This is a genomic window from Anaerococcus cruorum, assembly GCF_046365495.1.
GTDB lineage: Bacteria > Bacillota > Clostridia > Tissierellales > Peptoniphilaceae > Anaerococcus > Anaerococcus cruorum.
Genome location: NZ_JBGMEH010000003.1, coordinates 158,837 through 181,698, shown reverse-complemented (window position 1 = coordinate 181,698; position 22,862 = coordinate 158,837). Strand labels below are relative to the sequence as shown.

At 30.7% G+C, this 22,862-nt stretch carries 24 protein-coding genes; 23 read left to right on the top strand and 1 reads right to left on the bottom strand.

What is annotated here, in order from left to right; all coding sequences use genetic code 11:
- Positions 1-3: 3 nt before the first annotated feature.
- The 20 genes from ACCQ40_RS04010 (at position 4) to ACCQ40_RS03915 (ending at position 19,978) form a co-directional block, all read left to right on the top strand.
- On the top strand, positions 4-474 hold the full coding sequence (locus ACCQ40_RS04010; RefSeq protein WP_410032704.1) for a Tfp pilus assembly protein FimT/FimU: 471 nt from the start codon (positions 4-6) through the stop codon (positions 472-474).
- Positions 440-790, top strand: a complete 351-nt coding sequence (gene comGE, locus ACCQ40_RS04005) for a competence type IV pilus minor pilin ComGE (RefSeq protein WP_410032703.1) — start codon at positions 440-442, stop codon at positions 788-790. The genes ACCQ40_RS04010 and comGE overlap by 35 nt, the downstream gene beginning before the upstream one ends.
- Positions 762-1,256, top strand: a complete 495-nt coding sequence (locus ACCQ40_RS04000; RefSeq protein WP_410032702.1) for a type II secretion system protein — start codon at positions 762-764, stop codon at positions 1,254-1,256. The genes comGE and ACCQ40_RS04000 overlap by 29 nt, the downstream gene beginning before the upstream one ends.
- Complete coding sequence (locus ACCQ40_RS03995) at positions 1,253-1,729, top strand: hypothetical protein (protein ID WP_394011792.1); 477 nt, start codon at positions 1,253-1,255, stop codon at positions 1,727-1,729. Before ACCQ40_RS04000 ends, ACCQ40_RS03995 begins: the two co-directional genes overlap by 4 nt.
- A gap of 59 nt (positions 1,730-1,788) precedes the next feature.
- Entirely contained in the window at positions 1,789-2,979 is a 1,191-nt protein-coding gene (locus ACCQ40_RS03990; protein WP_410032701.1) for an acetate/propionate family kinase, read from the top strand.
- Between the two features lie 72 nt (positions 2,980-3,051).
- Complete coding sequence (gene rpmF, locus ACCQ40_RS03985; protein WP_394012234.1) at positions 3,052-3,231, top strand: 50S ribosomal protein L32; 180 nt, start codon at positions 3,052-3,054, stop codon at positions 3,229-3,231.
- 48 nt (positions 3,232-3,279) lie between these two features.
- Positions 3,280-4,263 carry a phosphate acyltransferase PlsX gene (gene plsX / locus ACCQ40_RS03980; protein WP_410032700.1) on the top strand — a complete coding sequence of 328 codons (984 nt, stop codon included), beginning with the start codon at positions 3,280-3,282 and terminating at the stop codon, positions 4,261-4,263.
- Positions 4,253-4,477: an acyl carrier protein gene (locus ACCQ40_RS03975; RefSeq protein WP_394011789.1), complete on the top strand. Its 225-nt coding sequence runs from the start codon at positions 4,253-4,255 to the stop codon at positions 4,475-4,477. The genes plsX and ACCQ40_RS03975 overlap by 11 nt, the downstream gene beginning before the upstream one ends.
- Positions 4,474-5,187 (top strand): ribonuclease III, encoded by a 714-nt coding sequence (gene rnc, locus ACCQ40_RS03970; protein ID WP_410032698.1) that lies wholly within the window; start codon positions 4,474-4,476, stop codon positions 5,185-5,187. The genes ACCQ40_RS03975 and rnc overlap by 4 nt, the downstream gene beginning before the upstream one ends.
- Positions 5,180-6,271 (top strand): elongator complex protein 3, encoded by a 1,092-nt coding sequence (locus ACCQ40_RS03965; RefSeq protein ID WP_394020244.1) that lies wholly within the window; start codon positions 5,180-5,182, stop codon positions 6,269-6,271. The genes rnc and ACCQ40_RS03965 overlap by 8 nt, the downstream gene beginning before the upstream one ends.
- Positions 6,253-9,771 (top strand): chromosome segregation protein SMC, encoded by a 3,519-nt coding sequence (gene smc / locus ACCQ40_RS03960; RefSeq protein WP_410032801.1) that lies wholly within the window; start codon positions 6,253-6,255, stop codon positions 9,769-9,771. The genes ACCQ40_RS03965 and smc overlap by 19 nt, the downstream gene beginning before the upstream one ends.
- 46 nt (positions 9,772-9,817) lie before the next feature.
- On the top strand, positions 9,818-10,294 hold the full coding sequence (gene def / locus ACCQ40_RS03955) for a peptide deformylase (protein WP_410032697.1): 477 nt from the start codon (positions 9,818-9,820) through the stop codon (positions 10,292-10,294).
- Positions 10,275-11,222, top strand: a complete 948-nt coding sequence (gene fmt, locus ACCQ40_RS03950; protein ID WP_410032695.1) for a methionyl-tRNA formyltransferase — start codon at positions 10,275-10,277, stop codon at positions 11,220-11,222. Before def ends, fmt begins: the two co-directional genes overlap by 20 nt.
- Positions 11,215-12,495: a 16S rRNA (cytosine(967)-C(5))-methyltransferase RsmB gene (gene rsmB / locus ACCQ40_RS03945; protein WP_410032694.1), complete on the top strand. Its 1,281-nt coding sequence runs from the start codon at positions 11,215-11,217 to the stop codon at positions 12,493-12,495. The genes fmt and rsmB overlap by 8 nt, the downstream gene beginning before the upstream one ends.
- A 1-nt stretch (position 12,496) precedes the next feature.
- A complete protein-coding gene (gene rlmN, locus ACCQ40_RS03940) occupies positions 12,497-13,522 on the top strand; it encodes a dual-specificity RNA methyltransferase RlmN (RefSeq protein ID WP_410032693.1) in 1,026 nt (341 codons plus the stop codon).
- 2 nt (positions 13,523-13,524) lie between these two features.
- Positions 13,525-14,247 carry a Stp1/IreP family PP2C-type Ser/Thr phosphatase gene (locus ACCQ40_RS03935; protein WP_410032692.1) on the top strand — a complete coding sequence of 241 codons (723 nt, stop codon included), beginning with the start codon at positions 13,525-13,527 and terminating at the stop codon, positions 14,245-14,247.
- A 9-nt stretch (positions 14,248-14,256) separates the two neighbouring features.
- Positions 14,257-16,263, top strand: coding sequence for a Stk1 family PASTA domain-containing Ser/Thr kinase (pknB, locus tag ACCQ40_RS03930; RefSeq protein WP_410032691.1), 2,007 nt, complete (start codon positions 14,257-14,259; stop codon positions 16,261-16,263).
- Entirely contained in the window at positions 16,253-17,122 is an 870-nt protein-coding gene (rsgA, locus tag ACCQ40_RS03925; RefSeq protein ID WP_410032690.1) for a ribosome small subunit-dependent GTPase A, read from the top strand. Before pknB ends, rsgA begins: the two co-directional genes overlap by 11 nt.
- Positions 17,116-17,778 (top strand): ribulose-phosphate 3-epimerase, encoded by a 663-nt coding sequence (gene rpe, locus ACCQ40_RS03920; protein WP_410032689.1) that lies wholly within the window; start codon positions 17,116-17,118, stop codon positions 17,776-17,778. The genes rsgA and rpe overlap by 7 nt, the downstream gene beginning before the upstream one ends.
- Before the next feature lie 70 nt (positions 17,779-17,848).
- Positions 17,849-19,978: a catalase gene (locus ACCQ40_RS03915; RefSeq protein ID WP_410032688.1), complete on the top strand. Its 2,130-nt coding sequence runs from the start codon at positions 17,849-17,851 to the stop codon at positions 19,976-19,978.
- A 68-nt stretch (positions 19,979-20,046) separates the two neighbouring features.
- On the opposite strand, the gene rpmB is transcribed toward ACCQ40_RS03915, so the two are convergent.
- Positions 20,047-20,235, bottom strand: a complete 189-nt coding sequence (gene rpmB / locus ACCQ40_RS03910; protein ID WP_394011777.1) for a 50S ribosomal protein L28 — start codon at positions 20,233-20,235, stop codon at positions 20,047-20,049.
- Positions 20,236-20,389: 154 nt separating this feature from the next.
- Between rpmB and murB the strand changes: the two genes are divergently transcribed.
- Genes murB through ACCQ40_RS03895 form a run of 3 tightly spaced genes read left to right on the top strand, consistent with a single transcriptional unit; the run spans position 20,390 to position 22,858 of the window.
- A complete protein-coding gene (gene murB, locus ACCQ40_RS03905) occupies positions 20,390-21,292 on the top strand; it encodes a UDP-N-acetylmuramate dehydrogenase (RefSeq protein ID WP_410032687.1) in 903 nt (300 codons plus the stop codon).
- On the top strand, positions 21,292-22,140 hold the full coding sequence (rapZ, locus tag ACCQ40_RS03900; protein WP_410032686.1) for an RNase adapter RapZ: 849 nt from the start codon (positions 21,292-21,294) through the stop codon (positions 22,138-22,140). Before murB ends, rapZ begins: the two co-directional genes overlap by 1 nt.
- A 1-nt stretch (position 22,141) precedes the next feature.
- Entirely contained in the window at positions 22,142-22,858 is a 717-nt protein-coding gene (locus tag ACCQ40_RS03895; protein WP_410032684.1) for a tyrosine-protein phosphatase, read from the top strand.
- Positions 22,859-22,862: the final 4 nt, after the last annotated feature.

The window sequence follows — 22,862 nt, the reverse complement described above, 5'->3', positions numbered from 1 at the left end:
CTTATGAAAAAACGTGGTTTTGCTTTAATAGAACTAATAGCAGTTTTAGCTATTATGTCGATTTTTATGGGTATAGGAGTTTTTAAACTTAATATTATCGATAACTTTAAAGCAGGAAATGAAATCCAAACTATGATAAATGATGTAAACTTTGCTAAGATGAAAGCCTTATCTACGGGTAGACCCTATAATTTAGTTTTAACTAATAATTCTTACATAATAAAACCCTTAGGAGAAGAAAGTAAAGATCAGGTTATAAGAAAAGATTTAAAATATCTTGATATAGGTTTTGATGAAAATAACTTTTCAAAAACAATTACCTATACGGCAAGTGGAAGTGTAAATAATGCTGGAACGGTTTTTATAAAAAGAAAAGACGGGCTTGATATAGATAAGGTTTACAAACTTGTAGTAACTGTGGCAGGAGGACATTCTAGAATTGAAAAAAATAAAGAATGGGTTTACTTTGATTGAAACAATATTTGCCCTTGGTATTTTAGGTTTGATAGCAAGTTTTCTTTTGCCATCTTTAAATACATTAATTGTTAGCTCAAATAGTTTGAAAAATGAGAGTGAAATTATATTTGCTATACAAGCAGCTATCGAAAATGAAAAGGCAAATGACTACCCTTTGTATGGTACTAAAATAGAAAAAATAAATGATTTTGATATAAGAATAGATAGGCACTCTTATAGTGAGAGTTTGGATAAAATCACAGCAAGTTATAATAGTTATAAGCTAGAATTTATAGAGGAAAATCATGAGAAAAAAGGGATTCACTCTAATTGAACTCTTAGCAACTATTGCTATAATATCTCTGCTGGTTACAGCTGCTATGGGTATATTTTCTATAAATATAAAAGCTAATAAAAATATTTTTCAAAAAGAAATTGACTATAAAGAATCTAGTATTGCTATGATGTATATAGATAATATTATTAAAAGTGCTTATAAAATAGAATTTATAGATGATACTGGGGAAACTAATTTTAAAGCCTATGTTCTAGATAAAAACAGTCATGAAATATCAAGTGTATATTTTAAAACATCTAAATCTCAGAATGAGAAAAAATATTTAATGGCTGTTAGAGACAATATTAGTAATAAAAGTGTAAGAAATGGTACTATAAGAATAGCTAATTGTAATGATTTATATCTTTATTATGACAGGAGAACTGATATAGTTACTGTGATTTTAAATAAGGATACAAATTTTAAACAAGAAAGTAAAATTTTTCTTGGAGATAGGCTATGAAAAAAGGTTTTATATCCATCCTTACCTTGTTAATATTTTTAGCTCTAACTTTAACTACAAGTTTTATCTACGAGCAAAATGAAAATACTAGCCAGTATATAAGTGATCTATACAATAAAAAACAAGCCCAGTACCTAGCAGAAACTGTTTTAAATATCTATATAGATGAAAATTATGAAAATATAAAAGAAAAAATTTTAAATGATGAAAAATCATATAGAAGTAATAAAAATGAATCCTACTGGATTTCAGAAGATGAGATGGTAATCTATAATGGAAAAACTTATTATTTTAAAATAGCCTATATGTATAGAAAAGAAGAAGCGAAACTTTCGGATGTATATAGGATAGAAACTAGTAAAATAGAAGTAGGAGATAGCATTGCACGAGCTGAGGCTATCTTTAAAGTAATTGATCCTGAGGGAAATTCAGGTCAAAAAGATATAAAATTAATGGCAAAATATACCTACTAACTTTTATAATATTAGGGTATAGGTATAATAATGTATGTATTAAATTATAAGGAGAAAAAATGAAAATATTAGTAATTAATTGCGGAAGTTCATCACTTAAATACCAATTATTCAACATGGAAAATGAAGAAGTAATGGTAAAAGGTCTTGTAGAAAGAATTGGTATTGAAGGGAGCCGTTTAGTTCAAAAAAACAACGGAGATGAATTTGTAATCGAAGAAGCTATGGAAAACCATACACAAGCAGTATCACATGTATTTGATGCACTTTTAGACAAAGAAAACGGAGTAATCGATAGTCTTGAAGAAATCAATGCTGTAGGACACAGATTCGTTCACGGTGGAGAAAAAATGACTAAATCTGCTCTAATAACAGATGAAGTAAAAGATGCAATCAATGAAGCTGCTAAATTTGCACCACTTCATAACCCAGCTCACTTAATGGGACTTAAAGCTTGTGAAGAATTACTACCAGGTGTACCAAATGTAGCAGTATTTGATACAGCTTTCCACCAAACAATGCCAGCAAAAACATATCTTTACGGTATTGATTACAAATACTATGAAGAAGATGCTATTAGAAAATATGGTTTCCACGGAACAAGCCACAAATACATCACAGGTAGAGCAGCTGATTTATTAGGAAAATCAGTAGAAGATACAAACATCATCTCAGCTCACTTAGGAAATGGTTCATCAATTACAGCTGTTAAAGAAGGTAAATCATTTGATACAACTATGGGACTTACTCCATTAGAAGGTCTTGTAATGGGAACAAGATCTGGTGACTTAGACCCAGCTGTAGTAACATACATTGAAGAAAAAGATGGAGTTGCTCCAGAAGATATGAATAACATTTTAAATAAAGAATCTGGTGTACTTGGAGTATCAGGCGTAAGCTCAGACTTTAGAGACCTAGAAGATGCAGCTAAAGATGGCAATGAAAGAGCACAAGTTGCCCTTGATATGTTTACAACAAGAGCTAAAAGATACATTGCAGGATATATGGCTGAAATAGAAAATACAGATGCTATCGTATTTACAGGTGGTATTGGTGAAAACTCAATTGATATGAGAGAAGACATCCTTAAAGGATTTGAACAATTCGGTATCAAAATTGATAAAAAAGCTAACGAAGTACGCGGTGGAGAACACATAATCTCAACAGATGACTCAAAAGTAAAAGTTATGGTAATCGCTACAAACGAAGAGCTTATGATTGCAAGGGATACACAAGAATTAGTAAAATAATTACCTTGACATAGAGGATAAGTCAATATATAATATAAAAGATTGCTAAATCTGATAAGAGGAGGTGTAATGATGGCAGTACCAAAAAGAAGAACATCTAAAACTAGAAAAAATAAAAGAAGAGCCTCAGCTTATACTTTGAACAGATCAAACTATGTTGAGTGTCCAAATTGCCACGAGCCAAAACTTCCACACAGAGTTTGCCCAAACTGTGGAGAATATAAAGGCGAAGCAAGAATTGATGTAGAATAAGATAGTGTTAATGCACTATCTTTTTTTATACAAAAAATGAGGAAAAATATGAGAATATTAATTGACACTTTTGGAGCAGATGCTGGAGCCAATCCTATTATAGAAGGTACTATAAAAGCCTTAGAAAAAAGAGATTTTACACCGGTTTTTGTTGGAAATGATAGGGAGATTAAACTCTTAGTACGTGATAGGATAAAAAATTATGAAATAATTCCTACAAATGAATTTATTTCAAATAATGAAGATCCTGTTAGAGCTATAAGAAAGAAAAAAGAAGCCTCTATAGTATTAGCCTATAATAAATTAAAGGAAGAAGGCTATGATGGCCTAATATCAGCAGGATCTACAGGAGCCTTACTAGCTGGTGGGTTATTTATAGCAGGTAGAATCCCTGGCATAAAAAGAGCCTGCCTTGCTGCAAGTATCCCATCAATAAATGATGATATAACTTTATTAATGGATACAGGTGCAAATATGGACTGTAAGCCAGAATATTTATACGAATTTGCCCTAATGGGTAAGGTATTTTTAGAAAATGCTATGCATATTTCAAATCCCAAAATCGGTCTATTAAATGTAGGGGTAGAAGAACATAAAGGGAATGCTTTAACTAAAGAAACCTACAAGATTTTAAATGATTCTGATATGAATTTTACAGGAAATTTAGAAGCTAGGGACTTATTTACAGGCAAAGTTAATGTAATAGTTGCAGATGGTTTTGATGGAAACATTGCAATAAAAACAACTGAAGGTGTTTTAAAGACCCTAGGATTAGAGCTAAAAAATCTCATCTATAGTTCTACAAAAAATAAACTTGCAGGTGCTATGTTAAAAAATGATATCAAATCATTAGCGGGGAAATTTAACCCAGATGAAGTTGGAGGAGCACCATTACTTGGGGTAAAATCTTATGTATATAAGGCCCATGGTAATACCAACGAAACTGCATTTTCAAATGCTATCCTAGGCCTATTAAACTATATAGATATGAATGTAATAGAAAAAATTGAAGGAGAATTACATGATAATTGATGAGTTAACAAAATTAGCAAGTGAAAATCTTGACATAAATACAAGTGATTTAGATATAAATACAAAATTATCAGACCTTGATATAGATTCTATTGATATGCTTGATTTTATCATGCTTATAGAAGAAAAGTACGACATAGAATTTGAAGAAGATGAGCTAGATGAAATCGAAAGCTTAGATGATATAGCAAGTCTTATAGAGAGCAAACTTTGATGATATCACAAGTACGTTTAGAACAAATTAAAGAATTTGAAGATAAGATTGGCTACACATTCAATGACAAATCATTGATAGATGTAGCCTTTACTCATTCTTCCTACACAAATGAAGCAAAAACTAAGGCAAAATCAAATGAACGTTTAGAATTTTTAGGAGATAGTGTCCTAGATTTAGTTGTAAGTGAGGTTTTATTTAAAAATTACAACAACAAACCGGAAGGCTGGCTTACAAAAACTAGATCTCGTTTAGTGTGTACAGATTCCTTTGCAAAGGCTAGCGAAAAATATAATTTAACTAACTATTTAAATTTTGGTAGGGGAGAAAAACAACACGGTGGTCAGCTTAAAAAACATGTAAAAGCAGACACTTTTGAAGCAGTATGTGCAGCAATTTATCTTGATGCGGGTTTTAACTATTTATATAATTTTTTAGTAGAAAATTATACCGAAGATGCCAAAGAAATTATAAATGATGATACTATATTTAACGATTATAAAACCAAGCTACAAGAATACCATAATGCCCACGATAAAAAAATATTAAAATACACTTTGATAGCCCAAGAAGGGCCAGAACACGATAAAATATTTACTATGCAAGTAAAAGCTGGTAATAAAGTTCTTGCGACTGGTATTGGCAAAAATAAGAAAAAAGCAGAACAAGATGCAGCAAAAAATGCCTATGAAAGAATAAAAAATGACTAAAAAAGAATATATTATACCAATATTTATCCCATTTTTAGGTTGTCCCCATGATTGTGCTTTTTGTAATCAGATAAAAATTACCAACTATAAGGACAAAATGGATCCTAGCAAGGTCATAGGTGAGATAGAGAAAAATCTTTCTTATTTTCCTCAAAATGATAATATAAAAGAAATTGCATTTTTTGGAGGATCATTTACAGGGCTTGATTATGATGTAATGGTAGGTTATCTAGAAATTGCAAAATCATATAAAGAGAAGGGAATTATTGATAGAATCAGACTTTCAACCAGACCTGATTATATAAATAATTTCATTCTTGATACATTAAAAGAATATAAGGTTGATATCATAGAATTAGGTATTCAGTCTCTAGACCAAAAAGTTTTAGATGCCAACGAGCGTGGCCATAGTGTAAAGGCAAGTTATGAAGCCTCAAAGCTTATAAAAGATTATGGTTTTACCCTAGGTCATCAAATAATGCCTGGACTTTTTAATGATACCTACGAAAAAACTATAGATACAGTTTTAAAATCTATAAACATTGGACCAGATCTAGTGAGAATTTATCCAACTCTTGTGATAAAAGATACAAAACTAGAAATGCTCTATGATGCCGGGATTTATCATCCACTAACCATAGATGAGGCGATTAAAGTTTCTGCTGAAGCTGCTATGCTTTATAAATATGCGGGAGTTAATATTATAAGAATAGGTCTCCAACCAACAGAAAATATAAATGAAGGGGCGGATGTGGTAGCAGGCCCCTTCCACCCAGCCTTTAGGCAGCTGGTTGAAGCAGAAATTTATAAAAAATACCTAGAAGAAATTATAAATAAAAATAATATATCTAATGAATTTACTATCTATACAAATAACAGAAATATTTCTTTAATAGCTGGAAATAATAAGGCTAATAAAAAATATTTTTATGATAGATATAGGATAAAATTAAACTTTAAAGCAAGTGATAGTAATTATATTTTATATGAAGGTATAAAAATAGATTTTAATATAGATAAATTTATAGAAGATTATGTAAGAGAAAACTACGGCGGTGATTTACTATTAGACTCGAAAGTATAGAACTTAAGGGCTTCAAGTCCTTTGCAAACAAAACAATAATCCCTTTTGAAAAACAAATTACAGCCATAGTAGGCCCAAATGGTTCTGGAAAGTCAAATATTTCTGATGCCATTAGGTGGGTTTTAGGTGAGCAATCCGTAAAATCCCTTCGTGGATCAAAAATGAATGATGTAATCTTTCAAGGTGCAGGCGGTAAAAATTCGATGAATCTTGCAGAGGTAAATTTAAATTTCTCAAACGAAGATCATGCCCTAGCCCTAGATTATGAAAAAGTAGTCATTTCTAGGAGAATTTACCGTGATGGAGAAAATGAATACAAGATTAACGGTAAAAAAGTAAGACTAAAAGATGTTAGAGAACTATTTTTAGATACTGGTATTGGTAAAGAAGGCTACTCTTTAATAGGTCAAGGTCGTATTGATGAAATAATTAGCTCATCAAACCTACAAAGAAGGGCCTTATTTGAAGAAGCTAGTGGAATTTCAAAACATAAGTACAGAAGAGATGAAGCTAGTAAAAAACTTACAAAAGTTACTGATGACCTTGAAATTATAGAACGTGAGTGGGAATACAAGTCCAAAGATTTAGAAAAACTTGCCAATGAGGCAAAAAATTATGAAAAATGGCAGGGGTTAAGTACAGAATTGGATAAAAAAGCCTACGGCTATGTTAGGGAAAAATCTACAAACTTGCTTAATTCAAAAGAGCAGTTAATCACAGAAATTAAAAATCTTTCTGATGATATAAATAAAAAAACTAATAGCCTAGAAAATATAAAAGCAGACCTTAATCCCTTTAACGAACACTTCAAATCCTTATCAAGTGAAAAGGAAAATATAGAAAGTAAATTATCCAAAAATAAAAAGTTAATTGAAAATAATAGAAATAAGATCGAACTAAACGAAAAAGAGTTAACTTATAATAAAAAAGACCTAGCAAGAATTACAGAAAATCTTTCCTTAAATGAAAAAAAATATGAAACATTCAATGAAAGATTAGCTGCTGATGAGGAAAATTTAAAAAATAAAAAAATTGATTTAAATGAGTCTAAGGGAAATATAGAAAACTTAAATTTGGAGATAAAGTCTTTAAAAGAAAAAAATACTAAGCTAGGCTTAGATATAAGAACTATAAAAAAAGAAAGTGAAAAAATAGCTGGGCAAATTTACGATTTAGAAATAAATGCTAAGACAAATGAGCTTTTAAAAGAAAGAAGATCTAAAGAACTAAGTGAAAATCAAGAAAAAATTAAAAATTTAGACTTAGAAATAGAAAATGTTAATAAAAATATTGACCAACTCTCAGTAAAAAAAATCAAAGACTTAGAAGCTAGTGATAAGTTAAGTAAGTCTTTAGAAAATATCCAAGCTGATTTATCCAAGGCTGATAAGGAAATATCAAGCTATCAAAAAAAATTAAATAATATCAATATTAATTTAAAAACAGCTATAAATGAATATAAGTTTAACAAAAATTTGGTAGAGTCTAACGAAGGATATTTTTATTCGGTACAAAATTTTTTAAATAAAACAAAGGCAAATAAGCTAGACCACTTGTACGAAGATACCCTAGCAAACCTTATAAATGTAAAAAATGGTTATGAAGAAATTATTGATAATTTGATGGGCCAAGCTGTGCAAAATATTGTGACTCGTACCAAGGATGATAGTAAAGAACTTATTAATTTTGTAAATAAAAACAACATTGGTCGCATAACATTTTTACCAGTAGATTCCATAAAATCCTACGAAAAATCAAGGCCAAATGAGTCAGAAGTAATTGATATGGCCAATGAACTTTTAGATTTTGATCCTAAATATGCAGGTATTATAAATCACTTTTTAGGCTCAACTGTAGTTGTAAAAAATATAGATGATGCAACAAATCTATCAAAAAAGATAAAGGGCTATCGCATCATAACCCTAGACCTAGATGTGATAAATAGCTGGGGCTCTATGGTTGCAGGATCAAATAAAAATAAAAAGACCAATACAAACTTACTTAATCGTAATAAAAAAATTGATCAAACTAAGGAAAAAATAAATTTCTTAAAGAGTGAAAATGACAAGGCAAAGGAAAAATTAGACGAGATAATATCATCTAAAAATGCACTGGCTAATAAAGAGAAAAAATATCAAACAGATTTTGAAGGGCTGAAAAAGTTAATTAATGATACTAATAACGAAATAGCAAACCTATCATATAAACTACAAAACTTACAAGGTCAAAAGAAAGACTTAAGTAAAAGTTTAGAAATAGTAGAAAAAGAAGCTAGCGATTTAGACTTAGGAGAATTAAAATCGACTAAAAATAAATATGAAATCTTATTAGAAGATAATAATAAAAAACTAAGGACTAATGAAGTTAGTATAAAAGGTTTAGAAAATGACCTAAATAAAAATGAAAATAAAGTCGAGCTTTTGAATCGTGATATTAATATGATAGAAAATGCTATAGCAGGTTTTAAGGCAGAACTAGCAAACTTATCTGAAAGCAAAAAAATAGAAAGCAAGCTAAAAAGTGAGACAGAAAAAATAATTTCTGATACTGAATCTAGTAATGTAAAATTAGCTAATCAAATAAAAGAATTCACAGCAGAAGTTGTGGATTTAGAAACTAAATTATCAGATAAAAATAATATTTTAAACAAGTCTCAAGAAGAAAATGCTAAGTTAATTGAAAAATCCAAAGACTTAGAAGAAAGCTTAAATAAAATAAATATTAAAAAAGTAGAGCTATCCTACAAACTAGAGGGTGTTGTAAAAGATTATGACAACCTCTTAGATGAGATAAAACCATTTTTAAGTAAAGAAATGGATGAATTAGAAGAAACTTTTAAAGATTTAAAAATTGAAAAAGTAAGTAAAACGGATCTTATTAACCTTCAAAGAAAGATAAATAATATAGGTTATTTTACGGCTGATTCTTTAAATAATTATAAAGAAACTAAGGAAGAATTTGCCTTTATAGACTCCCAAGTAAAAGATTTAAAAGAATCTAAAAATAATATAGAAAAGCTAATTAAAGCTTTAGAATCAGAAATGAAAGATGAGTTTAAGAAAAACTTTGATATTATAAATAACAAGTTTTCTGAAATATTTAAAGTATTATTTATGGGTGGGGATGCTAGGTTAAAATTAGATAATGATGATGAGTTACTAGCAGGAGTAGAAATCGTAGCTCGTCCTCCATCTAAATCTTTAAAATCTATTTCACTTTTATCAGGTGGAGAAAAGGCACTGACTGCAGTTGCACTTTTATTTTCAATCTTTGAAACAAACCCGGCTCCTTTTGCTATTTTAGATGAGATAGATGCAGCCTTAGATGAGACAAATATAAAAAGATATATAGAATATCTAAAATCCTTATCAGTTCATTCACAATTTATTATGATTACCCATAGGCAAACTACTATGCAACTTGCAGAAAAAATCCATGGGGTAACCATAGGTGATGTTGGGATAAGTAAGGTATATTCTATAGACTTTGATAAAAATTGATTATATCCTAGTCAAAAAGTAAAATATGAGTAAATAGGAGGACTTTATGGCTATTAGAAATATAAGAATTGAAGGCGACCCTATTCTTAGAAAAGTATGTAGGGAAGTTCCAGAAGTAACAGATAGAATAAAAATATTATTAGATGATATGGGTGAAACCATGTACTATGCCAATGGGGTAGGCCTAGCAGCTCCTCAAGTTGGAATATTAAAACGTGTTATAGTTGTAGATCCACATGATGATGAAACTGGGCTAGTTAAGTTAGTAAACCCAGAAATTATAGAAGCTGATGGAGAACAAGTAGGAGTAGAAGGTTGTCTTTCTATACCTAATTTTAACGCAACTGTAAAAAGACCAGAACACGTTAAAGTAAAATATTTAGATGAAAATGGAAAAGAGAAAATCTGGGATGCTCATGGTTTCCCAGCAGTAATTTTATCTCACGAAATAGACCACTTAAATGGAGTATTATTTAGAGATAAATATATAGAAGAGATTTCATATGAAGTCGAAAATGCTTAATATATGTTTTATGGGCAATCCAAAGTTTGCAGTGCAGACTTTGGATGTTCTTTATAAGGAAGAAAATATTGATGTAAAACTTGTAGTTTCATCAAAAGATAAGAAAAGATCAAGAAATAAAGTAAGCCCAACCCCAATCAAGCAATATGCTTTGGATAATGATATAAAAGTGGTAACCCCAGATTCTGTAAATACAGAAGAATTTGTAAAGCAATTAAAAGACTTAGAAATTGATTTTATAGTGGTAGTTGCCTTTGGTCAACTGATAGGCAAGCTACTCTTAGAAGAATTTAACGATCGTATTATAAATCTACACCCATCAATACTGCCAAAATATAGGGGAGCAGCACCAATGCAATTTACTTTGCTAAATGGTGATGAAAAAACAGCGCCAACTACTATGCTTATTGAAAAAGGTATGGATAGTGGTGATATTTTAATGCAAAACATTGTGGATGTAGATATAAAAGATGATTATTATTCTTTAGAAGAAAAAATGTCAGACCTAGGCTCAAAAGCTATCAGAGATACCCTATTAAACTTTGATGAGATTTATAAAAACCGTATCAAACAAGATGATGATAAAGCAACTTACACATCTAAAATCTCAAAAGAAATGGGTAAGATAGACTGGGAAAAATCTAGCTTTGAAATTTATAATCAAATAAGAGCCTTAGTAGCTTTTCCAAAGGCATATTTTGTCTATGAAGGAGACAATGTAAAAGTTTTAGAAGCTCAAATTCTAGATAACTATAAGGCAAATCCTGGCTATATCTATGAAGCTGATAGTAAAAATAATATCATAATTGGAACATGTGATGGAGCTATAAAGATAGATAAATTGCAATTTCCAGGCAAAAAAGCCATGGACACCAAGTCATTTTTGATGGGCAATGACTTTAAAAAGGGAATAAAATTAGATGACTGATTTAGAATTAGCCTTTAATATCCTATATAAAGTAATAAATGAAGAAGCAAAATCAAATGATGAAATAAATAAAATTGCAGATGATGCAAGTAATCTTGCCTTTATTACAAAAAATGTCTATGGAGTTTTAGAAAATAAAATCTACCTAGACTATATGATAAGAAAATTATCTACAGTAAGGCTTAAAAAAATCCATCCATCAGTTTTAGTTATTCTAGAAATTGGTATTTATAATATTCATTTTCTAAATACCAAGGACTATGCTATTGTAAATGAGCTAGTAAAATTAGCAAAAAAGAAAAATAAGAGGTCCTCTGGTTTTGTAAATGCAATCCTTAGAAACTTTATAAGAGATGAAGAAGATATTGCAAAAATTAAAGAAAGTGATGATATAAAATCACTTTCTATTAGATATTCTTTGCCAGAAGAATTAACCCGCTATATTTTTGAAAATTATGGTATGGACTATACCAAAAATTTCCTAAGATATATAAATAATGAACAAGTAATATCTATCAGGGTAAATAATTTGAAAACTAATAAGGATAGTCTACGAGATTTATTATTAGATAAGGGATTTGAAATAGAATATGGTCACTTATCTAAAAATGCCCTTAAAGTTTTAAATCCAGCTGGTCTTGTAAATACAAGTGAATTTAAAGAAGGTTTATTTACTATTCAGCAAGAAGGATCTATGAAGACTGTAGAAATCCTAGATCCAAAAGAAAATAGTAAAATTCTAGACCTATGTGCAGCTCCAGGAACAAAAACTTCCTATATTGGTGAATATACTAAAAATAAGGCTGATATAATAGCTAATGACATATCAAAAGATAAACTACCTTTAATACAAGAAAACATTGCTAGATTGGGTCTAGAAAATATTGAACTTACAAGCTTTGATGCAAGTGTTTTTAAAAAAGAATATGAAAATGCTTTTTACTATGTATTAGTAGATGCACCATGCTCAGGCCTTGGTGTAATGGGAAGAAAACCCGAAATTCGCTACAATAGGACTATGGATGATATAAAAACTTTGGCAAAGCTGCAAAAAGATATCCTTGACCAAGCTATAAAATATTTGAAAAAAGATGGAATTCTAGTTTATTCAACTTGTACGGTTGGTAATATTGAAAATAAAGATAATTTTTCTTATTTATCTGGTAAGGATGATTTAAACATTATTCCAATCGATGGTAAAAATTACATAGAGTATGTAAATTATATAGACAAGACAGATGGATTTTTTATAAGCAAATTTAAGAAGATATAATATGAAACAAACTATAAATGATAAGACAATAAAAGAAATAGAAGATATTTTTACAGATCTTGGTTTTCAAAAATTTAGGGCCAAGCAAGTCTATAGGCAAATTCATGTGAATAAAATTAATGATTTTGAACAAATGACTGACCTGCCTAAAGATATGAGAGAAAAACTTGCAGAAGATTTTGAAATTCAAAAAGTAAACTTACTTGAAACCTATGCTTCAAAGATAGATTCTACAAAAAAATATCTCTTTGAGCTAAATGATGGCAATATTATTGAAGCAGTCTTTATGGAATATGATGACCGCAAAACTATTTGCATATCATCCCAAGTAGGTTGCAGAATGGGATGTACATTTTGTGCATCAACTAAAAACGGTTTAGTTAGACACCTTAGTGCAGCAGAAATAATTGATGAGGTCTATGAGCTTGAAAGATTAAATGGTGATATAAATAATATTGTAATCATGGGTATAGGTGAGCCTTTAGATAATTTTAAAAATATAACAAAATTTATAGAAATTATCACAGATGAAAAGGGTAGAAATCTTTCCCATAGGTCAATTACCCTATCAACTTCAGGTATTACTCCAAAAATTTATGAACTAGCTGATACAGGCCTTGATGTAAATCTTGCAGTAAGCCTTCATTATGCAACAGATGAGCAGAGAAAAGAATATATGCCTGTTGCTCGTAAATATAATATAAATGGCCTTTTAAAAGCAACTGATTATTACCTAGATAAAACAAAAAGACGCGTATCTTTTGAATATGTAGTAATAGATGGGGTAAATAATAGGGAAATTGATGTAGAAAATCTTACAAAACTCATGCGTGGAAAAAATATCCACATAAATCTTATCCCTCTTAATCCTATAGAAGAATTTAAGCATGGTAAAACCAGTAAAAAAGTTATAAATGACTTTAAAGATAAGCTTACAAGAAATGGATTAAATGCAACTATCAGATATTCTATGGGCCAAGATATAGATGCTAGCTGCGGTCAGCTAAGAAATAATTATGCGAGGTAGAAATGAAATTTAGTTCAATATCAAACATTGGAAAACTAAGAGAGACAAATGAAGACTCTTATAGCAATGTTTCTATCAAAGATTATGATTTTTTTATAGTTGCTGATGGTATGGGTGGCCATAGTGATGGTGAACTAGCAAGCAGCCTAGCTAGTAAATCATTTACAGATTTTATTGAAAATTCTGATATTGAAACTTATAAATCAATTTTAGATTTACAAGAAAAAGCCCTAGCTTATGCTAATACAAAAGTGTATAAAGTGGCTAGTGAAAAACAAGAAAAAATGGGCACCACTGCAGTATGCCTATGCGTAGACTATAAAAGTAAAAAATATCATATAAGCCATATAGGTGATTCTAGATTATATTTATATCGAGCTGGAGAGATTAGCCAACTAACTAAGGATCACTCTTTAGTAAATGAACTAATCGAAAGTGGAGCCTTGAAAGAAAATGAAGCAGAAAACTTTATAAATAAAAGCGCTATCACTCGTGCTATAGGTATAGGAAAAGAAATAAAGATAGATAGTAAGACAATTGATATGGAAAATGATGATATTATATTGATAGTAACTGATGGCCTTACTAATGAAATATCTTTAGATGCAATAAAAAATATTATTAGCGAAAATTCTGATGTATATGATATTTCTAGCAAGCTTATAGAAGCTGCTAATTTATCAGGCGGTAGAGACAATATAACAGTTACAACTGTTAAAATTTAAGAGGATGTTATGGAAAAAATAATTTTGGACGATAGGTACCAGATTATAGAACAAATTGGTGTAGGAGGTATGGCCAAGGTTTATAAGGCAAAAGATAAACTCTTGGATAGGTTTGTAGCTATTAAAATACTAAAAGACCAATATGCTGAAGATGATGAATTTCTTAAAAAATTTAATAATGAAGCTCAGTCCGCAGCAAAGCTTTCCCATATAAATATTGTAAATGTTTTTGATATTGGAGAAGATTTGTATCAAGGCGAGCGTATTCACTATATAGTAATGGAATATGTGGAAGGGCAAACTTTAAAGGATTTAATCGTAAAAGAAGGTAGACTTTCTAATCACGATATTATAGATTATTCTACACAAATTGCCCAAGCCCTAAAAACAGCTCATAATGCAGGCATTATCCACCGAGATATCAAACCACAAAATATTTTAATAGATAATTATGGTTTATTAAAAGTAACAGACTTTGGTATAGCAAGAGTTTCCTCAAATGCTACTATTACTTACACTAGCTCAATTTTAGGAACAGTTCATTATATTTCACCAGAGCAAGCCAAGGGAAAAATAGTAGATGACAAATCAGATTTATATTCTCTAGGTGCTGTTATGTATGAGATGGCTACAGGGCGTGTCCCTTTTGATGCAGATAATTCTGTAGGCATTGCTGTAATGCATATCCAAGATAAGCCAGAAGCACCTAAAAATTTAAATCCAGAGCTTTCAGATCATCTAAATTATATTATAATGAAGCTTTTGGATAAGGAACCTTCTAATAGATTTTTAAATGCAAGAGAACTTATAGAAGCATTAGATGATGAAAACTTTATAAAAGAGGAAGAGGAGCTTACAGATACTGCAAGAATACCTATAGTGGTACCTCAAGAGCGATCTTACCAAAAAGTTTATAATGAACAAGCTAAAAGAGAAGAAGAGGAAGAAAAAGAAGCGGTCTATGTTTCTAACCCAGAACCAGAAAGAAAAGATAAAACGAAAAGGACTGGTAAAAAAATATGGCCTTTACTTCTTTTGGCTATAATTTTATTAGGAGCAGTATATTTCCTAAAGGGTAGGACTAATAATACTGGAACAGTAGAAGTGCCAATGGTTCTTAACCTTGACCAAGAACAAGCTGTAAACGAACTAGAAAGAAGAGGACTAAAAGCAAATATTTCTAGAACAGAAGAAAGCGATGAGTACGAAATAGGCAAAGTCATGGACCAAGATCCAGAGCAAAATACCAAAGTAGAACGTGGAACTGTTGTAAATCTTGTGATAAGTGGAGGTCGTGAGGTAGAAGTACCAGATTTAAGAAATATGACCTTATCTCAAGCTGATGAGACTTTAAAAGAAATTGGCCTTAGACTTGGTAGAACAAATTCTCAAGCAAGTGATAATGTAGAAAAAGATTTGATTATTACTCAAAATCCTAGAGCTTCCTCTAAACAACAAGCTGGAACAGAAATAGATGTAACAGTAAGTACTGGTCCTGACCAAAGAGTAGATACAGTAGAAGTACCAAATCTTGTTGGTAAAGCTGAAAACGATGCAAGAACGATAATAAGTCAATATGGCTTAAGCCTGCGCGATGTAAACTACCAACATTCAAATGAAGTTGCTCAAGGAGTTGTAATCAGTCAGTCTATTGCCAGAGGAACTCAAGTAGCAAATCAATCAAAAATTGACCTAACTGTAAGTCTCGGTCCAGAAGAAAACCAAAATGATAATAACCAAAATAATCAAAACACACAAGATCAAGCTACAAATACTCTAAAAGATGTACTACTAAGAGTAAGTTTACCAGAGTCAAAAGATTACTTTAATGTAATGGTATTTGATGTAGTAAATGGTCAGAGAAACCAAGCTATAATAAACCAACAAATGTCTAGTGCTGACTTAGATGAAAATGGAATTTTAAATCTAAACGTACAAGCAAGAGTTGGTACCCAACTAGAAGTTATAATAGATGATGAAACTTTAGGAGTTTATGAAGTAAAAAATGAAGGGTAAGATAACCAAAGCTCAAAAAGAATTATATTATGTAGAAACTACAGATAAAATTTATATGGCCAAGGCGCGTGGGAATTTTAGAAAAAAAGGCATTAAGCCTCTAGTAGGTGATAATGTAATAATCGATATCCAAGATGAAGAAACTGCTTATATAACAGAAATTCTAGAAAGAAAAAATGTTATAAAAAGACCAAACATTTCAAATGTTGATCAGATGCTAGTTTTTATAACAATAACTGATCCACCTTTAAACTTGTATAACCTAGATAAGTATCTTGCCATGTGCGAATACGAAAATATGGAAGTAGTCATAGTCCTATCAAAAAAAGACTTGGCTACAGATGAAAAAATCAAAAATATTACCAGGATATATGAAAATATTGGCTATAAGCTAATTACTTTAGACAATTACAATGATTTTCCAAAAGAAGAAATCAATATAATTTTAAGTGGTAAAACTTCTGCAGTTTCTGGTGCATCTGGTGTAGGTAAATCAACTTTTTTAAATAACTTAGTAGATAGTAATTTAGAAATTGGTGAGATTTCAGAAAAATTAAAACGTGGCAAAAACACCACCCGCCATACAGAAATATTTACTTTAGAAGAAAATAGCTTTATATTTGATACCCCAGGTTTTGATAGTTTTGACTTTGACTTTTTAGAAGATGAAAATAATTTAAAATACACTTTTAGAGAAATGGCTAATACAAATTGCAGATTTAATAATTGCAATCACATAAATGAGCCAAATTGTGAAGTAAAAGAGAATGTTGAGATAGGTAAGATAGCAAAATCAAGATATGAAAATTACCTAATGATGTTTAACGAACTTAAAGATAGGAGAGAAAATAAATGGTAGAACTAGCCCCATCAATACTAAGTTGTGATTTTTCAAATTTACAAGGTGACTTGGACCAAACCAAGGATACAGATTTAAAAATGATTCATATTGACGTAATGGATGGGATATTTGTACCAAATATTTCCTTTGGTTTTAAGGTTATAAGTGATATTCGTGGTAAAAATGATTATTTCTTTGATACTCACGCTATGATTGAAGAGCCTATAAAATACATTGAAGACTTTAAAAAAGCTGGTGTTGATAGATTAACTGTCCATTACGAAGCTTGTAAAAATTTAGATGAAACCATAAAAGCAATTAAAAATGCTGGTATGGAGGTAGGCCTTACCTTTAAACCTGCTACTGATATAGATTTAATCACTCCTTACCTAGATAAGATTGATTTAATTTTAGTAATGAGTGTAGAGCCAGGTTTTGGTGGACAAATATTTATGGAAGATTCTGTTGAAAAAATAAAGTTTTTTAGAAACTATATTGATAAAAATAACCTAGATGTAAAACTCCAAGTTGATGGAGGCATTAAAACTACAAATGTAGATAAGGTTATAGATGCGGGAGCCGATATAATTGTATCTGGTTCTGATGTTTTTGGTAAAGACATTAAAAATCAAATAGATAAATACTATGAAATTTTCAAACAAAAGTCACTTTAATTAGTGGCTTTTTTTTATTTTAGGGTATGTATATACAGACATATTGTTAATGCAAACAAAGGAGATAACAATGGCTAAAAAAGATGATAAAAATCAAAAGCACAATTTTAAAAAAGCCCCTCTAACTCCGCCGGACTTAGATAAGGTAAAAGGAGTTGCTGATAATGATAAACAAAAACAATTAAAAAACCATAAAGTTGATAATAAAGACCAAGCATTTACTACAAATAAGGGATTAAAAATAGCTGAAGATGAATTTTCTCTAAAGGCTGGAGAAAGAGGACCAACTCTTATAGAAGACTTTCACTTTAGAGAAAAAATGCAGCACTTTGACCACGAAAGAATACCAGAAAGAATAGTTCACGCTCGTGGTGTTGGGGCTCATGGTGTATTTAAATGTACCAAAGATATGAGCGAATATACTAAGGCTGGTTTATTTACTGAAGAAGGTAAAGAAACAGCTTTATTTACAAGAATTTCTACAGTAGCAGGTTTTAGAGGTTCCACTGATACCCCTCGTGACGTACGTGGCTTTGCTCTAAAATTTTATACTGATGAAGGAAACTATGACTTAGTTGGTAACAATATGCCAGTTTTCATCATCCAAGATGCAATCAAATTCCCTGACTTTGTTCACGCTGTAAAACCAGAACCAGATACAGAAGTACCACAAGCCCAATCAGCTCATGATACTTTTTGGGATTTTGTAAGCCGTAACCAAGAGTCAGCGCACATGACAATGTGGCAAATGAGTGATAGAGCAATACCTAGATCTCTTAGAATGATTGATGGATTTGGTATCCATACTTATAGATTTGTAAATGCAGAAGGAAAGGGAACTTTTGTAAGATTCCAATGGAATCCACAACTAGGTGTGCACTCAAGAGTTTGGGATGAGACTTTAAAAGTTTCTGGTAATGACCCAGATAGCCATAGAAAAGATCTTTATGATGCAATTGATGAAGGGGACTATCCAGTTTGGGATTTCTGTGTACAACTTTTACCAGAAGAAAAAGAATTTGATTTTGACTTTGATATCTTAGACCCTACAAAAGTTTGGCCAGAAGAAGATATTGAAAAAATCAAAATTGGTGAGATTACTTTAAATAAAAACGTAGACAACTACTTTGCAGAAACTGAACAGGTTGCCTTTAACCCAGGTAATGTAGTGCCAGGTATTGATTTTTCAAATGACCCATTACTTCAAGGTAGATTATTCTCATATACTGATACACAACTAATCAGACTTGGTGGACCAAACTTTGCACAAATTCCAATTAATAGGCCAATAGTAGATGTTCACAACAACCAAAGAGATGGATGGCACCAACATATGATTCCAAAAGGACCAGTTTCTTATATGAAATCGACTATTGATGACCAATCACCATACTATGCAAAACCTGAAGAAGGTGGCTATGAACACTACCAAGAAAAAATAGATGCTAGAAAAATCCAAGCTCGTGCAGATAGCTTTAGAGACCACTTTAGCCAAGCTACAGCATTCTATAAATCACTAAGTGAAGTAGAACAAGAGCATATTAAAAATGCTTTCTCATTTGAACTTGCAAAGGTTAAAAGACCAGAGATAAGACAAAATGTAGTAGATATGTTTGCCAATGTTGATGAGGACTTAGCTAAAGAAATTGCTAAAAATATAGGTGCTGACTCACCAGATGCTGAAAGAGGATTTGATCCAGCAGGTGTTAAACCTACTAAGGAAGCTCTAAAAGTTAGAATGCCAGAATTCTCACAAGAAAAAACAATCTTTAAGCCAGATACTTTAAAAGTAGGTATCTATTCTGATGATGAAGATGACTTTGACTTTAAAGGACTTACAAAAGCTCTTAAAGATAAAAAAGCAAAGCCAGAAATCATTCAAGAAAACTTACAAGATACAAAAGATGGTGTAATGGTAACTCATAGATACGAAACAGTACATCCAGTACTAGAAGACGCTCTTATTGTAGTAGTACCAGAAAAACCTAGCCATGACTTTAAGAAAAATGTAGGTGAATTCGTAGATGAGACATTTAAACACTATAAACCACTATGGATTATAGGAGATGCGACAGACATACTAGCTGAAGATAAGCAAAAAGCAGATGGTGTAATGGTAACCAAAGACAGTAAAGAGATAGATAAATTTATAGAAAACTTAACTAAACAAAGATTCTGGGATAGAGATGGCTCTATCTAGATAAAAAAAGACCACTAGGATGATTCCTAGTGGTTTTATTTTGAATTCAAAATAAAAAAAGCATTCGATTATGCTTTTTGTACTCTTCCAGATTTTAAACATTTAGTACATACATTGATTGATTTTGGAGATCCATCTACTATAGCTCTTACTCTATGCACATTTGGTTTAAAAGTTCTGTTGTTGATTTTGTGTGAGAAAGTTACAGTTTTACCTGCTTTTGTTCCTTTACCACAAACTTCGCATACTTTTGCCATATAAACACCTCCTAGCTTTTACAATTAATCTTTATTATTTTACCAATAATTTACTCAAATTACAAATTTTTTTATAATAAACAAAGATTTCAAATTACGGTATAGTAATTTAGATAGAAAACTTTGATTTAATTTATTAAATCTAGGAGGAAATATGGATTACAAATCTATTTATGAGAAAAAGAGATTTGGAGAAATACTTTTTGACGAACCTTTAAAAGATTATACAACTTGGGGCATAGGCGGTCCTGCTGATGTGCTTATAAAACCAAGAACTGAAGATGAATTAAAAAACTTATTAAAATTTAATTATGAAAATGACATTCCAACAACAGTAATAGGTCTTGGATCAAACTTACTTATAACAGATAAGGGTATTCGTGGTTGTGTTTTAGTTTTATCAGATAATTATGATGATATAACATTAGATGGAACAACTATGACTGTGCTTGCAGGAACTTCTTTAAATAAAGCTGCAACAACATCAATAGCCAACCATTTAACTGGTATGGAAGAGATTTCTGGTATACCAGGAACTATTGGTGGAGCAGTTTCTATGAATGCTGGTGCTTATGGAAAAGAAATAAAAGATGTGTGTGTAAGTGTAAGAGCCTTTGACTTTGAAGGCAATGAATACAACTTTACTAATGAAGAGATGAATTTTTCTTATAGGCATTCAAAAATATTTGAGCAAGATTTGATAGTTTCATCTGCAACCTTTGAGCTTTTACCAGATAGTTTAGATGAAGCAGTTTTAAAATATGAAGATTATACCAATAGGCGCGAAACAAAACAGCCTCTTGATAAAAAATCAGCTGGTTCCACCTTTAAAAGACCAGAAGGTTCCTATGCATCTAAACTAATAGATGAATGTGGACTTCGTGGATATAGGGTAGGGGACTGCCAAGTAAGTGAAAAACACTGTGGATTTATAATTAATGCTGGTAATGCAACATGTAGTGAAATGCTTGCTTTTATAGAAGAAGTGGCAGCTATAGTTTATGAAAAAACAGGTTTTACTTTAGAACGTGAGGTTAAATTAATCGGAGAATTATAATGAAACTTAAAATAATTACTGGTTTAAGCGGCTCAGGAAAAACTACAGCTCTAAGATCTTATGAAGATATGGGCTACTACGCCATGGATAACTCGCCAGCATACTTGGTTGAAAAGTTTATAGAACTAAACGAAACCCAAGAAAATCCCATAGAAAAAATGGCAGTGGTTATTGATTTTAGATCTCATAATTTAGATAGCAATATGTACCAGTCATTTATATCTTTAAAAGAAAAAAATCCTGACACTGAGATAATTTATGTATATTGCAGTGATTCTATGATTTTAAAAAGATATAATGAACTCCGCCGCCCACATCCTTTAGGAGAATTTGGAAATGTATCTGATGGGATAGGAAAAGAAAAAGAACTATTAAAAGATATTAGACAGATTTCAGATAGATTTATAGATACCAGTAATTATACAGCTAAAGAATTAAAAAAAGTTATAGAAAATTCTTTAGATAAAAAAGATTCGATGATTGTAAACCTACTTTCATTTGGCTACAAAAATGGCATTAGTGAAGACTTTGACTATGTATTTGATATGAGATTTCTTCCAAATCCTTTCTACATTGATGAGCTAAGGCCTTTAAATGGGACGGATAATAAGCTTAAGAAATACTTGGATCAATTTCCAATACTTGACCAATTTGAAAGTGATGTTTATAAACTCATAAACTACCTTATACCAGAATTTAAAAATCAAGGTAAAAATACAGTTACAATAGCCTTTGGATGTACTGGAGGTAAACATAGGTCAGTTTATATGACTGAACGTATTTATAAAAAATTAAAAAATGAAGATTACATAGTAATAAAAAAACATAGAGATAAGGAAAAGTGGTGAAATGCAGTATTATAAAAGACTACCTTTAAAAAATATAAAAAATGCAAGAGACTTAGGCGGCGTGCCTACAATAGATGGTAAGGTAACACAATGGAATAAGTTTTTAAGGACTGCAAATCTAGATGATATCAGTGATAGCGAAATAGAAATTTTAAAAGATTATGGGATAGAATCTATAATCGATTTAAGAAGAGATAGAGAAATCCCTTTTGATAGTATTGAACATAAAAAAATCACTGATAACTTTAACTTTAATAACATATCTCTAGCACCCAATGATGAATTTCGCAGGGAAGAAATAGAGCAAATTATTAATAGAGAAGTATCTATAGGATCAACTTATAGAAATCTAATCGATAATTTTCCTAAAATAAAAGAGATTATGGAAGTATTTGCAAATACTGATGGGGCAACTTTATTTCACTGCCAAGAAGGCAAGGACCGTACAGGAATTATTTCTATGATCCTTATGGGACTTGCAAATGTTGGTAGAGCCGATATAATTGCAGACTATGAAATTTCTGCTGCCCATTTAGGTTATATCGAAAGATATGATGAGGACGAACCGTTTTCTGTATTTAGGATAACAAATCCTTATGCTATGAAAGAAGCCTATGAATATATCGAAAGAAAATATAAAACTTTTGAAGATTATCTTTTATATGCAAAGGTAGATCAAGAAACAATAGATAAGGTTAAAAGTAAATTGACTAACTAGGTGA

Bases quoted from the DNA above. Each gene is read 5' to 3' on its own strand.
- ACCQ40_RS04010 (WP_410032704.1), top strand. From the start codon at position 4: ATGAAAAAACGTGGTTTTGCTTTAATAGAACTAATAGCAGTTTTAGCT.
- ACCQ40_RS04000 (WP_410032702.1), top strand. From the start codon at position 762: ATGAGAAAAAAGGGATTCACTCTAATTGAACTCTTAGCAACTATTGCT.
- ACCQ40_RS03995 (WP_394011792.1), top strand. From the start codon at position 1,253: ATGAAAAAAGGTTTTATATCCATCCTTACCTTGTTAATATTTTTAGCT.
- ACCQ40_RS03990 (WP_410032701.1), top strand. From the start codon at position 1,789: ATGAAAATATTAGTAATTAATTGCGGAAGTTCATCACTTAAATACCAA.
- rpmF (WP_394012234.1), top strand. From the start codon at position 3,052: ATGGCAGTACCAAAAAGAAGAACATCTAAAACTAGAAAAAATAAAAGA.
- plsX (WP_410032700.1), top strand. From the start codon at position 3,280: ATGAGAATATTAATTGACACTTTTGGAGCAGATGCTGGAGCCAATCCT.
- ACCQ40_RS03975 (WP_394011789.1), top strand. From the start codon at position 4,253: ATGATAATTGATGAGTTAACAAAATTAGCAAGTGAAAATCTTGACATA.
- ACCQ40_RS03965 (WP_394020244.1), top strand. From the start codon at position 5,180: ATGACTAAAAAAGAATATATTATACCAATATTTATCCCATTTTTAGGT.
- def (WP_410032697.1), top strand. From the start codon at position 9,818: ATGGCTATTAGAAATATAAGAATTGAAGGCGACCCTATTCTTAGAAAA.
- fmt (WP_410032695.1), top strand. From the start codon at position 10,275: ATGAAGTCGAAAATGCTTAATATATGTTTTATGGGCAATCCAAAGTTT.
- rsmB (WP_410032694.1), top strand. From the start codon at position 11,215: ATGACTGATTTAGAATTAGCCTTTAATATCCTATATAAAGTAATAAAT.
- rlmN (WP_410032693.1), top strand. From the start codon at position 12,497: ATGAAACAAACTATAAATGATAAGACAATAAAAGAAATAGAAGATATT.
- ACCQ40_RS03935 (WP_410032692.1), top strand. From the start codon at position 13,525: ATGAAATTTAGTTCAATATCAAACATTGGAAAACTAAGAGAGACAAAT.
- pknB (WP_410032691.1), top strand. From the start codon at position 14,257: ATGGAAAAAATAATTTTGGACGATAGGTACCAGATTATAGAACAAATT.
- rsgA (WP_410032690.1), top strand. From the start codon at position 16,253: ATGAAGGGTAAGATAACCAAAGCTCAAAAAGAATTATATTATGTAGAA.
- rpe (WP_410032689.1), top strand. From the start codon at position 17,116: ATGGTAGAACTAGCCCCATCAATACTAAGTTGTGATTTTTCAAATTTA.
- ACCQ40_RS03915 (WP_410032688.1), top strand. From the start codon at position 17,849: ATGGCTAAAAAAGATGATAAAAATCAAAAGCACAATTTTAAAAAAGCC.
- rpmB (WP_394011777.1), bottom strand. From the start codon at position 20,235: ATGGCAAAAGTATGCGAAGTTTGTGGTAAAGGAACAAAAGCAGGTAAA.
- murB (WP_410032687.1), top strand. From the start codon at position 20,390: ATGGATTACAAATCTATTTATGAGAAAAAGAGATTTGGAGAAATACTT.
- rapZ (WP_410032686.1), top strand. From the start codon at position 21,292: ATGAAACTTAAAATAATTACTGGTTTAAGCGGCTCAGGAAAAACTACA.
- ACCQ40_RS03895 (WP_410032684.1), top strand. From the start codon at position 22,142: ATGCAGTATTATAAAAGACTACCTTTAAAAAATATAAAAAATGCAAGA.